A 14,402-nucleotide genomic window follows, 5' to 3' on the forward strand; every position below is an offset into this window, starting at 1 on the left:
TCCGCCCTCATTTTTCTTAGCGAACCAGAATCGTTTCCGATCGAATGGATAGGTGGGTAAGCTGATGCGTTCCGGCGTAATGTCTCCGTGGAGTTGTGACCAGTCGGGGTCGGCCCCCTCCATCCAGGCAGCCAGCCAGCTTTCAGGGGTGTCCTCGGGACCAGGCTGCCGGTTTGCGCCCCCCCGATGAACCCGACTATGGTAATAGGTCTCTGCCTTTTCACCTGCCAAAAATGATGTGAGCGTCTCAACGGTCTCGTTCAGGTCAGCGGCCACGAAACCCAACCGCTCTGCCATCGCCTCCCGCCCAGTTTGTAACGTCCAGGCAACATTTCTCAGTCTGGAAGACTTACTGCCAGCGGTCTGCGTCAAAAAGGCCAGCAGTTTCTCGGCGTATCCCTTAAGACAGCTCATATTCCTGGCGGATAAAACCATCACCTGGGGATGATCCGCAGGTGGTTCCGGGCCAGCGGTCGCTGGTTGCCCATGGCCATAGGCTTCTAAGACTACGTGGGCATTGGCCCCCCCAATGCCGAAGCTGCTCACACCCGCCCGACGGGGCAGTTCCTGCCCATGGGCATCGCGCGGTGCTGGCCAATTCTGGGTTTCATCAGCCAGATAAAAGGGCGTTTTCTGAAGTCCCAGATAGGGATTGGGCTCTTTCAAGTGGGGGTTACCCGGGATCTTTTGATGTCGCAGCATTTGGATCACCTTAATCACCCCGGCCATCCCCGCCGCCGCCTCTAAATGGCCAATATTGGCCTTGACCGACCCTAATCCGCAATGGGGTTCACCGACGTTAATGCCCTGTCGTTGATACAACTCGGCAAAGGCCGCTTTTAATCCGTCGATCTCAACGGCATCGCCCATGGCCGTCCCGGTGCCATGGGCTTCAATGTATCCCACGGTGCTTGGATCAATCCCCGCCCGGGTGTAGGCATCGACGAGCAACGCCTGTTGAGCCACTGGATTGGGGGCTGTGGGAGAGGCAGCTTTGCCGCCATGGTTTTCGGCACTGCTGCGAATTAAACAATAAATATGGTCACCGTCTGCCAAGGCCTGATCGAGGGGCTTTAGCCATAGCGCGGCCACCCCTTCACCCCGTCCATAGCCATCGGCGCTTTTATCAAAGGTCTTGCAGCGACCGTCCTCACTAAGCACACCAGCGCGACTGGCGGCGATGGTGATATTTGGGGTCAAGATCAGATTGACGCCGCCCACTAAGGCGGACTCACAATGGCCCATCCGCATGGCCCCAATGGCGCGATGAATAGCAATTAAAGAGGACGAACAGGCGGTATCGATGGGCTCACTGGGACCGTGTAAATCCAACGCATAGGAGATGCGATTAGCAACTACAAAATGGGAAACGAGTAAAGGGCCGTCCAGTTCCTGATCAGAGGCCGCATGTTGGAGCCAGGCGTCCTTATAGTCAGAGGTGGATACCCCCATAAAAACACCGACCGGACGACCGGAAAACTCACTGGCCCGATAGCCAGCATTTTCGACAGCGGACCAAACGGTTTCCATCAGCAGGCGCAGCTGCGGGTCCATGCCGATCGCCTCCCTGGGGGAAATACCAAAAAAGGCCGGATCAAATTGGTCCACATCCTCCATAAAACCGGCGCATTTGACTTTGGTTTTGCCTCGCTGTTCCAATGGATCGCCGTAGTATTTCTGCCAGTCCCAGCGCTCCACTGGCACGTCTGAAATCAGGTCGTGCTTGGCCTCTAGATGACGCCACAACTCGTCCACGTCGGCGGCACCAGGGAAACGGCCACTGATGCCAATGATGGCAATGGGCGACGGTTGCTCAGGGGACGGTTGACTATTCATGGTGGTGATCGCCTGCGAACTATCAACCCCAGGGTTGGGGGGAGCCGTAGGAGGGTCTGCCATATCCCCATTGGTTCTCCCATTTGCCCTATTAATGGGGGCAGCGACGGTCTCCTTTGGCGCACTGCGAAAACGACTGGTGGATTCAGGCGGCTTTGCCGAAACCTTGGCTGGCATATCTGGTACTGGTGGTGGGACCAGCTGCGCCGCTAGGGTCTCCGGATAACGTTCCAGCAGGTGTTTGGCCAGGGATCTCAGGGAAGATTTTTCGAAAAATAATGTGGGCATCAGGTCGAGCTGAAAGCGGCGATTGAGCCGATTTGCAAACTCAGTGAAGGCCAGGGAATCGAAACCATATTGGGGAAGTTCCACATCCGGTTCAATTCTGTCTAAGGGCACCTTTTGCTGATCCGCCACCATGGCAGTTAGGGCCTGGAGCATTTGTTCAACGGAAACAGTGCCTGTAGCAACTGCGGCCCTAGCTGTAGGCTCTGTTTCTGCAAACAACTTTGCTCGGATGGCTGAACCCTCACCATGGAGCACCAGCAGATGGTCGCGATCGCTTTGCAAACAACGCTCAAATACTGTTATTCCCCTGGCCGTATCCATGGGGGTGAGGCCAGAGTTTTGGTGAAGCAGGGTGGTATGTTCTGCATCGAGCTGCATACCGCCGTCACGCCAGAGGGGCCAGCCAATGGAAACGGTGCGACCGCAACGGTGCCCTGCCCGGACCCGAAGATTACGTTCCCTGGCAAACAGGTCCATGAACCCATTGGCCGCAGCATAATCGGCCTGCCCTGGGTTGCCAAAGGTGCCGGTGAGTGACGAGAACAGCACCATGAAATCTAAGGGGATATCCCGGGTGACTTCATCCAAGGCCAGGGTGCCAGCAATCTTGGGCTGCATTACCCGCACTGCTTCCTGGGTGGATTTCTTCAGTAAATGGGCGTCCTCAATTACCCCTGCACAATGGACAATGCCATTTAAGACTGACTCAGTTTCCAGGATCGAAGCCAGGCTTTTTTCGACGTCGGCACGATCCGCCACATTGCATTGCAGATAGCGCACAGTAGCCCCTGCCTGGGTTAGGGAATCCAAGACCTGGCGCTTATGCTGAGACAAGGGCGACCGCCCGCTCAAGACGACACGGGCCTGACGAGTCACCGCCAGATGTCGGGCCAGTTGCAGGCCGACACCGCCAAGACCCCCGGTAATCCAAATCACATCACCGGGCGAAATTTCATACGCTGGTGCCAATGTGGCAGGCACAATTTCGGCCAGCGAGGCCACAAACCGAGTTGCTTCAGCGTCATAGAATGTCTCAACATCGCCAAACGGATGACTGAGTTCGGTGGCCAAGATCCTTATCCAGCGGTCATCCAATGGGCATTGCACAGCAGCGGGCAAGTGGCAAATCCGGACATCCACGTCCCCCTGTTCCAGCCGCACTGTCCTAAATAGCCCAGCTAGGGCAGCGTGCATGGGGGAGAAAGCACCGTCTGGCACCGCCAACATAACCGGCTGAATCCTGTCCGAGGCCTGTCCGAGGGCGGCCTGGATCAGCTGCAGGACCTCCAGAACACTGGATTGTGCTGCCTCTGCCGGGTCGCTAATGGATGAGAGCTGGATGAAACGCGCCCCAGGCCATTGGGCCTGTAGAGAAGATTGCCAATGGGCGGTATCCCCATTGAGCAGAAACACTGGGGCCGCCGATGGCCGCTGAGGCTCAGGGCCGTCGCTGGCGGCCATCGCCTGGGGCCTCCAGTCCAGTACCCCATAAAGAATGTCTGCTGGGATATCTGCTGGAATATCTATTGGGGCTGCGTTACTTGGCTGAGTCGCTGGGATGGCACAGTACCCCTGCATCGAAACCACCACCTGGCCCTGGCCATCGGCGATCGCAATGTCATACTTCATGGCCCGATCGCTGTGCCCATTAGCATCATCTTCCACAACCTGGGTCACATGGGCGAATGCCTGCTCAGGCAGGTCCCCATGGATCCATAAGGCATCCACACTGAAGGGCACTGGCGGCCCACCCGGACGACGAATCAGGGACAACAGATTGGCCGCTTGTACCGCCCCATTCATCATGCTGGGATGAAGACGGTAGTCCTGAAAATCATCCCGCACGCAGGCTGGCAGTTCCAGGGTTGCCAGCGCTTCTACCTGATTGTGGCGGAAATCTACCAGGCTGCGAAAACTCGGACCCAGGTCTGTGGCTAGCCTGCGATCGCACTCTGATGGCACAAGCCTCTCACCGCACCGTTCCCGAATTTCATCAAGGGCAATGTGGGGAATGGGGCCAGCAAATTCTTCGGTGGCGATCTTGCCCTGGGCATGCACCCGATCGTCGGCGCTCACCCGATAAAGAACAGTGCCATCCTGGTGTTCTAGCGAGGTATAAACATCACGAGGGCTGCCGTCCAGACGAATTAGATCGCTCCAGACTATCTGCTTTAATCCGGTCACTGGACCCACCGACGTGCCAGCCACCTGGGCCCATTCTAAGGAAACCACCCCAGGCAACAGTCCACCATGATCTTTCAGGAAAAACTCTTTCCCCGTTAATCTGCGCACGTAACGATCGCCAACTGCCCTGGCAAATGCCCGGACAGAGAACCCCTCAATACGTACCGCCACATGGCCATCCCCATCGCACACATCAATATCCAGTTTGATCACGCCACTGTTGGTCATGTTCTCCGGAGAGCGACGTGTCCAAACCCAGGACGGGAAGGGACAGACCGCAAAAACGCTGAGGCGCTCTATGGCAAAGGGTACCAACGGCGGCGACGAGCCATGGCTCCCTTGCCCATGGACAAAAGACTGCAAGCCGAGCATGGACTGGAAGGCGGTATCCATTAAACTTGGATGCAGCACAAAGGCATCAGCTCCGACGGTCGCCACCTCGGGCAGGTCAATGCGCCCAAAGGTTTCTTCATCACCGATCAGCAGTTCCTGCAAGCCCTGGTAGAAGGGACCATAGTTCAAACCACTGGAGGCAAACGTTTGGTAACACTGCTGGGCTGAGAGTTGTCCCCCCTGCATGCGTTGTTTGATGGCTGGAATGTCCAAGGGCGACGGCGGCAATGTGGCTAGCATAGATACCCGTCCCGTGGCGTGAATCACGGGCATCGCCCCGTCGGTGCGGCACTCAAAGTTAATGCCGTCATCTTGTTCTGTAAGACCCAGCTCCACCTCCAGCCCCCCTGTCGGTACCACCAAAGGCCTTAGCCATACAACGTTTTGCAGTTGATAGCCGGATTGATAGCCAGATTGATGGTCTCGGTGAGCGACTGACTGCTCGAACGCGGAACGGGCCATTTCTAAAATGCCAACCCCTGGCAAGACCGTTTGGCCATGGACCACATGGTCGGCCAGAAATGGCTCCTGCCCCGTGAACATAGACCTGAACTGTTGCTGGGAAAAATTAGAGGTGTTGCGATGCACCAGGGGATGCAGTTGATGAACCGCTGGCCTGATTGCTGGCCTGACCACTGGCCTGTCAGCTAGCCTGACCGAGGACGTACTACCGTCACTGACCCAGTAGTGATTGCGCTCAAACGGATAGGTGGGCAGATGCAGACGTGGCGGCAGGGGCATCCCCCACAAAAGAGCACCGTCCAGCTGGTATCCCTGACAGTAATAATCAGCCAAGGCCCGCACGGCGTCGCCATAGTCTTCGATCGTGCGATCGCGACATTGGCCCATTAAGTCTTCCGCATGCTTCCGGATCACCGTCTGCCCTTTGAAATCCGGCGGCACCAACCCCTGAAACACCTGGGGATGAGGTTCCTCATTCAGGGCGGCGGTCCAGGCAGCGACGGCGTCATCATAATCCGCCACCACCACCGCCAATCGGTAACGAAAATGATGGCGTCCCTCCCATAGGGTGCAACTGATCCTGTCCAGACCGGCCTCGGCAGTCGCCTCCATCTGCAATACCTGGATCAGGCTACGCACCCTGGCTTTGAGTGCGACGGATGTTTTGGCCGATAAAACTAATAAATGGTAAGGGGATACCTGTGATGGGGAATAGGTTGTCTCACAGTACTCTGCAAAAACCATATGGGCATTGGTGCCGCTCATGCCAAAAGCACTCACCCCGCCCAGGCGTTCTCTAGTGTTACGGCGCGGCCAGGGTCGGGCAGTCTTGTTGACGAAAAAAGGACTTTGATCCCAATGGATATAGTCATTTTCAGTGTGGCAATGCAGACTGGCAGGAATCAGGTCGTTTTGAAACGCCTTGACCAGGCTGACGGCACTGAGCAAACCGGAGGCAGCAAAGGTATGGCCAAAATTACTTTTCGTTGAGGTTAGGGCGCAATGACCATGGTTCTCGCTGGTGCCCTTAAACGCATCGTAAAGCGCGTTGATTTCCACCGGATCACCCAGCTTGGTGCCAGTGCCATGGGTGACGATGTAGTCCACATCCCCAGGGCGGATGTGGGCCTTTGAGTAAACGTCCCTTAGCAGCTCGGTCTGGGCCACACCGCTAGGGGCCGTAATACCATTGGTTTTGCCGTCATAATTTACACCGCTAGCCCGAATCGTCCCATAGATCGGATCCCCGTCAGCTTCAGCCTTGGCCAACGGTTTCAACACCATCGCCACCACCGCCTCGCCGGGGGTCATGCCATTGGCCCGCCGGTCGAAAACAAAACACTTGCCATCGTCTGACAACATGCCCGACTGGCCCATGGCCACCAAACCGGCGGGGGTAAGCAGAAGGTTCACCCCCGCCACCAACGCCATGTCACACTCCCCACCGCGCAGACTCACACAGGCCTGATGGGCCGCAACCAATCCTGACGAACAGGCGGTGTTGATGGCCATGGCTGGCCCCCGTAGGTCCAGAAAATAGGCTAACCGCGAGGCCAGGATACCGTTATGGTTGGCGGTGATTTGCCCGTCTCCAGCCAGAAACACATAGTCACCCTCCTCTGCCCCAACAAACAGCCCCACCTTGTGATTTTGCAGATGTCGTGGGCCACAGCCAGCATCTTCCAGGGCATTCCAGGCCTCTTGCAGTAGCAAACGCTGGCGGGGGTCCATGGCTGCCGCCTCGCGGGGCGAAATTTCAAAAAACAAGGGATCAAATTCGGCAACGCCAGGAATAAAGCCGCCCCATTTACCATTGGTCTTGCGGCTGTCCGCCTGGGGGTCACCGTAATACTGACGCCAGTCAAACCGCTCTGTCGGCACTTCCTCAATCGCATCCCTGCCGGTGGCTAGGATTTCCCACAGGGTGTCGATATTCCGGGCCTGGGGAAATCGACCGCTCATGCCGATAATGGCAATCGGTTCCCCAGGGTATCGATCCGGTGGCTGGGGCACTGATGCCTGGACGGCGGCTGTGGTCAGGCGGTCTGGGGTCAGGCGGTGAACAGGGGTCTGGGGTTTCACCTCGGTCTGTGGTGCCTGGGCATAAAACCCATGAACCGCCTGATGATGTTCGTCCATAAAATACTGACAGAGCTTGTTTAGGGTGGAATGCCCAAAAAACAACGCAGGTGTGATTTCGATGTCAAAATGCCTGGTCAGGGCCTCGGCGAATTCGGCCAGACTGATGGAATCAAACCCGAGATCTGCAAAATTTGCAGTTGCCTTGAGGCGGTCTCGTTTGATTTTCAAGAGGGCTCCCACCAACTCGCGCAGATCCCACAGCACACAGTCCTCAACGCTAAATCCCTTCATTTCAGGCTTACGCCCCCGACCAAGAGCGGGCTCTACAGGACGCTCCGAGGCTGTATCAGGTGTCGTCCCCGCTAGGTTTAAAAACCGCCATACCCGGTGACGCTTGCCCACCAGCACTAGATGCTGCGGGCCAGGCTGGGCCAGCAACTGTTCAAATAGGTCAAACCCCTCTTGGGTTTCGAGCGCCCGCTGACCGCTAGTTTTCAGATAAAAGTCCATCTGTTCACGGTTGCCTGCCCCCATGCCTCCTTGGGCCCAAACCGGCCAGTTGATCGCTACGGTCTTGCCCTGGCGCTGCCCCTGGGCCACCAGCTGATGGCGATGCCGGGCAAAGGCCATCTGAAATCGATTGCCCATGGCATAGTTGCCAGCACCAAAGTCCCCCAGGATGGCGGCACTGGAGCTGAAATACACCATGAAATCCAGGGGCTCATGCTGGAGCACCTGATCGAGCACCCGGGTGCCATTGATTTTTGGTGCGGTCACGCGCTGAAAATCAGTCATCTCCATGTCCAGAATGGTGTGGGTCGATTCCACCCCTGCCGCATGGATGACGCCATCAATGGTGCCGAAGCGTTCTTTAGCTTGGGCCACGGCTAACGTCATGGCGTTAGCATCGCTCACGTCTGCTTGCAAATACATGACGCCGCCGCCCTGTTTGATCAAGGCATACAGTTGCGATCGCTTCTCCGGTGTCAGCTCCGAACGCCCGGTCAACACGAGATTTGCCTGGTGTTTGTGGGCCAGATGTGTGGCCAACTGCAAACCTAAGCCGCCGCCGCCGCCGGTAATTAGATAGGTGCCCCCTGGTTTCAAGGGCAGCGCAGCCTCCTGTGGAGGCACTGTAGGCTCCTGTGGAGGCACCGTGTGCTCTGGCAAATTTACAGGCTGTAGGCGCGCCGCCAGGCGCTGCTCTCCTTCATATAGAACACTCTCAGCTACGGTGGCGTGCCATTCATCATGTAGCGCCTGGGCACATTGCTCAACCGCAAGGGATGGCTCGGCAATGCGCATGCCGACAACCACGACCAGGGTTTTTGGCAAAATCATTCCCAGGGACTTTTCGCACCCCACCCAAGCGTCTGCATAGCAACGCTGCAGGTCGCTATGGAACGGACACATAATTAGCACGCGAGCGGGGTTGAGCGCAGCTTTTGCCAGGGCCTGGATCAGCGGGACGATGTGGGCGGGATTATAAAGCCCGGCGGGGTTACCGATGGTGCGCAGATCGAACAGAGCATCGGGGGATCCAAACTCCTCGCGGATTTGCTTGAATGCCTTTTCCAGGGCACCTGCGCCATTATCCTGAATCAGCTGCCAATGGCTATCGGTTGCTAAGGATTGCAAAACATCCGCCACCGCCCGTTGTTCGGGAGCATTGCCCAGCACACATACTGCTGTCTTGGGTTTCTTGGGTTTAGAAACCGTTTCCCGAACCAGCGCTGCAGGCTGCCATGTCTCCTCGAAGAGCAGGATTTCATGGGGTGCCTCCTCGGCGACATTTGACGCACTGGGTTTGGCGGGCGCTGGAGTAGGCAGAGCGGCCAGGGTGGAGTCTGGCGCGGTTACATCCAGCCAAAAATGCTCTTTCTCAAACGGATAGGTGGGCAAATGAACACGCCTGGGTTTTTCCTGGCCGTAAAGTCTGTGCCAATCAACCGCCACCCCGCCAACCCACATTTTTAACAGTTTCGAATACTGGCCCGCTTCCAGACAATGGCGCACCCATTGGCCGATGTCTTCATCAGCCACTAACGCACCCAGCACAGCGTCTGACTCTGATGCTTCGCCGTAAAAGACCTGCGTTTCGTCCACAGTGCCGTTCAAAAAGGCGGTTAGTTGCGATCTTAGTTCGGCTTGCGATCGCGCCAGAAAACCCAGCCTCACGGCCATCGCCTGGCGGCCCACTTGCAGTGTGTATGCCAGGTCCTGTAAGCGTCCAACCGGATAGTGCAGCAACCTTTCTGCCGCTTGCCTTAACTGGTCTTCCCCCTGGGCGGACAACACGATCATCAACGGTTGTTGCTCGTCGTCAGCGGGCTGAACCAACGGCTCACCACTGTCGCCTAACACCACATGGGCATTGGTACCGGTATGGCCGAAGGAACTAACGGCGGCAAAACGGTGCTCAGCGTCCCAAGCCTGCAAAGCCGTGTTTACATAAAACGGACCATGGTCAAGATCGATGTCCGGATTGACCGCTTCAAAATTCAAGGACGGCGGAATCGCCCGATGATGCAAGGCGAGGGTGGCCGTGATCAAATTGACAATGCCCGAGGCGGCCTGGGTATGGCCAATATTCGTCTTGGGAGAAGTGAGGGCGCAGTAAGGCGGGTGCTCTCCATTGGCTCCAAAGGCATCCAACAGAGCATGGTATTCGATGGGATCCCCTAGAGTTGTGCCAGTGCCATGGGTAACAACGTAGGCAATCTGCTCCGGGCGGACACCACTCTGACGCTGTACCCGTTCATACAGTTCGCGCTGACGTTCGCCACTGGGGGCGGTCAAGCCATTGGTACGGCCATCATAATTAATGCCACTGCCTTTAATCACCGCATAAATAGAGTCGCCATCCCGCCTGGCCTGAGATAGGCGCTTGAGCACCACCAACCCGAGGCCCTCGCCGATCACCATGCCATTGGCCCGGTGGTCAAAGGCGTAGCAGGTGCCATCCGGTGACAGCATGTTGCCCATTTGGGACAGGGCAGCATGGGTGCGCTCCGGCTGGCAGATAATATTGCATCCTCCCACCAACGCACAGTCACTCTCTCCATCGAGAATGCTTTTACAGGCATAATGAACAGCCACCAGGGAAGAGGAACAGGCAGTGCTGATGGCCAATAATGGCCCCTTAGTATCGAGGAAATAGCCAATGCGTGCCGGTGCCGTACCGCCATGGATGGCCGTGATCTGGGATGCCGTCGACACTGGATAATCCGATTCTTCAATACCGATGAAAATGCCATGATTCTTGCCTTTCCAGTCCTCCGGGTTGTAGCCAGCATCCTCAATGGCGGACCAGGCCGCCTCCAACAGCAGGCGGTGTCGCGGGTCCATGGCCTCGCATTCCCGAGGAGCGATGTTGAAAAAGAGCGGGTCAAAGGTATCGATGGACGGCAAGAACCCCCCCCGGATATCTGGGCCATCCGTCGCACCGTTAGCTCGGGCCACGGGCAACTGTGTAATGGCGCATTGGCCCTCCTTCAGCAGCTGCCAGAAGTCTGCATGATCCTCAGCCCCGGCAACGCGCAAATGCATGCCAATAACTGCGATATCATCATTGGCCTGCCCGTCCGTGGCGGCCTTATCCTTGAGGCCAGGCAACGTCTTAGCAGGGCGAGATTTTACGCTCACCCCGCCGTTGGACGAACGCCTCAATGTGGCGACATGGGTGGCTAAGCGATCGGGTGTTGAGTAGCTGAACAGATCGGATTTGCGAATGGAAACATCAAACGTGGTTTCCAATTTGGAGACCAATGAACCGATGGAGAGTGAATCGACACCGAGTTCGGCAAACGGTAAATCAATAGTGGAGGCTTTATTCTTCTGCCCCAAAGCCTCCAGCATTACGGCCAATATCTTTTCTTTCAGGTCGCCTGGGGCGATGTCTGTCAACAATGGCTTCGCGATCGCAGGGAACCAATGACGTTTAAGTTCAAAGGGTCTGCCCTTGAAATTTTGTTGACGATCCGCCGTTGTTTGCCATGCACCTTGATACTCTTCTAAAAGTACATGGGCATTGTTACCACCAGATCCGTAGGAATGTAAGGCTGCCAACCTTGGCTCTGAGGACTGTTCCCACAATTCGGTTTCCCGAGTAAAGCGACATGGCATCGCCTCCTTGTCGCAGAACTCGTTGGCTTGCTCGAAGCCTGGGATTTTATGAATCTTATTGGTCTGAAAGCTCCGAATAATCTTTAACAACGCCCCCAGGGAGGACGCGGCATGCATATGGCCCACCAGAGGCTTGAGCGTACTCACCCGGCAAAATCCAGGTTCGTACGCCAGCCCTTTTTCATCACACAGCTGCGTCAATGCCCGATTAATGGCGTTCCATTCCGCAATATCTGCCACTGGCAGCCCCATACCTTGGGCCTCCACATAGGCAACTCTCCTCGGATCGATGTCCGCCTCTCGGTAACACGCCTTAATTAACTCCGTATGGGCTTCAATGTTGGGAGCAGCCATGGAAAAACCACCCTGGCCGTTGAAATTGACCGAAGCGTTTTTGATCACCGCATACACAGAGCGACCCGCCGCTTCAGCATCTGACAATCGTTCAATCAAGATTGTCCCCACACCTTCGGCCCGGAGAAACCCGTCTGCACCATGGCCAAAAGACTTGACCGATGAACCAACAGTCAACTGACCGGCCTCGGATAAGATCCTAAATGGATCAGGCAACAGAATGAGATTCGCTGCTCCCACAATGGCCCGCTCAATCAGCCCTAGCCTAACGGCGGTAAACGCCCGATGCAGTGCCACCGCGAACCCAGCACAGGTGGCGTTGACCATCTCACTGGGACCGGCAAAATCAAAATGATAGGAGATCCGGTTGGCCATCATGCTGTCGGCCTGGCTCAACCCCATGGTCGGAACAAAACCATGCTGGGCCATTAACTGCGCATATTCGTTGGATTCACAGCCAACAAACACACCTGTAGCACTTTTCTTGAGAGATTCAGTGTTTATACTGGCATCTTCCAAGGTACGCCACGTGGACATCAACAACAACCGTTGCCGAGGATCCATCTCGTCAGCTTCAATGGGCAGGATCCCAAATAATTCAGCATCGAAAGAAACAATATCTGGGATAAATCCACCCTGTTGCCGCCGCATAAACCCTAGCTGCTCACCCCCTTGATGAATCATCAGGTCCAAGCGGTGATCAGAAATAGCCGTAATCAGAGGCTGATCATGATCAATATGATTGAAGAATGAAGCCACATTCATACAGCCAGGGAAATAGCCAGAGACCCCCGTTACAACAACAGCGTCATCAGTAGCCGTGACAGAAGCTGGCGGCTGAGTGGCCGCTTTCCTGGCCTTTATCCATGTCCGGATCCATTCCAATCTTTCTGTTTCAGCCTGCATGACTTAGCCCGCTAGATGTCTAGATTCTCGGTTACGGTTAACCAGTTCCCTCACATATTCGAGTGATTGCTGCACTGCACTGTATTCAACACCGAAGTCCTGCAACAATGCGATGTCATTCACCCCAGCAGCGATCACCTGATCGATCTGTCGCTGACAATCTGTCAACGGTCCAAAAATACCGCCCGTTTGTAAATACCGGGCATAAGAATAATCAACAATCCGATCAACTTCTGAATCGTTAAAATGCTTGCCTACCGCTTTCATCTGAGGCAAAACACTGCTAGCAATATACTCCTTAAATGGTCCGGAAACGACTTGTTGCACCCAGTCCATGTCCGGGTGCACAAAGGTGTGCATCAGCAATGAGACAATTCCGGTTTCTGGATCAAAACCTGCAGCAGCACGCGCCTGGCGATAGCGGCTAATCTTTTTGGCTAACGCATTCACATTGTCGGGCAGCAGCATCGTAAAAATGTTGTAGCCCATACTACCAGCACGCTCAAACCCCTGCTCAGAGAATGTGGAATACCAAACATTTAGTTCCGGCTGAATGGGGCGCGGATACACTGATATGGGGAACATCTCTCCACCGGGTCCCGGAAAGTCAACCGTTTCTCCACGCCAGAGTTTTTGAATGATGGGAATCCGCTGATCACGCAGTTTGAAACGATTCTCGTAGGTTTCAGGGGAAAGGACAAAATCGGGTTTATTCCAGCCGCTACCGAATCCCAAATCCACTCGACCATTCGACAAGATATCGACCATGGCCCAATTCTCAACAATTTCAGCAGGGTGATGCAACGTCACAGAAACCGCAGCCGCCCGCAACCGCACATGGTTCGTCAATGGGGCGAAGTATGCCGCCACAACCGAATTATTGGCATAGATCGCGCCAAACTCATGGAAATGCCTCTCAGGAAAACAGACGGCTTCAAATCCTGAATGGTCGGCAAATTCAACCAGCTCTCTCACAAATGCATACTTGCTGCGATTGGAAATGGCCTTACGGACATCAGAGAAAAATATGCAACTGAAGGTCACGTTGGTTAAGCCACCACCAGCGTCCTGGGACAACATTGACGTTGAAGACCTGGATGGCTCCACAACAATGTTCTTAGAGAACAAATCTGTTAATCGCTGATTAACCGTGCTCATCGATCACCCTTCAATTCTGCAGGTTCTGTATCAAATCTCAACTCGCGATCGCTTGTCTAATAGGAGCGTGAGTCAAGCAGCGTGAATTGTTCGAAATATGAGCCAACTACAACTATGAAGATATCTGAAGGTTAGATCAAAAAGATCATGGCCACAATTTCCATCCTACTTCTGAACCGTTTCGATGACAACTTTAAACGTTACGACCTCACCCCTCAGACTCTCGACATTTGAGCATAGCTACCAATGGGTGTATTTGAGACGTGAGATTTGAGACGCTAAATTTGATTTATTACGTCTATCAGACATTCTAAATTCAGAACGTGCTAAATAATACAAAATAATACAGGGAGATTGCAACCGATTTCCTGGGAAGCTAGTAGAATGCCTTTCACAATCGAGTGTAAATTTTTCTTATCACGGTTTATCCAATGTAATTAGACAAGAGAAAGAAACTATTTCTTAAAAAGAAATAGTCGCTCTCCGCATGTGCTTGGTCATCCGAATCGCACCAACAGATTTCAGAGTGGAATGAATCGCTGTAGCCGATCAACCATCGCTGATGCTCCGTCAAATGGTAAATGTTATCTTGCGTCGAGCCCCAAAATGCCACC

The 14,402-nt window shown here is 55.0% G+C and carries 2 protein-coding genes (1 of these 2 running past the window's edge); both read right to left on the reverse strand.

Translation table 11 applies throughout. The features are described from left to right. Nucleotides 1-12,630, reverse strand: the 5' portion of a protein-coding gene (locus tag QGP82_RS06130; protein ID WP_499057745.1) for an SDR family NAD(P)-dependent oxidoreductase. The gene continues 579 nt to the left of window position 1, outside the view; only the first 12,630 of its 13,209 coding nucleotides appear in the window; its start codon is at nucleotides 12,628-12,630; its stop codon lies beyond the left edge, outside the window. Nucleotides 12,631-12,633: 3 nt separating this feature from the next. Continuing rightward, nucleotides 12,634-13,788, reverse strand: a complete 1,155-nt coding sequence (locus QGP82_RS06135) for a MupA/Atu3671 family FMN-dependent luciferase-like monooxygenase (RefSeq protein ID WP_499057748.1) — start codon at nucleotides 13,786-13,788, stop codon at nucleotides 12,634-12,636. Between the last annotated feature and the right edge of the window lie 614 nt (nucleotides 13,789-14,402).

The sequence above is a fragment of the Leptothoe sp. LEGE 181152 genome, assembly GCF_032906605.1.
Lineage (GTDB): Bacteria > Cyanobacteriota > Cyanobacteriia > Phormidesmidales > Phormidesmidaceae > Leptothoe > Leptothoe turfae.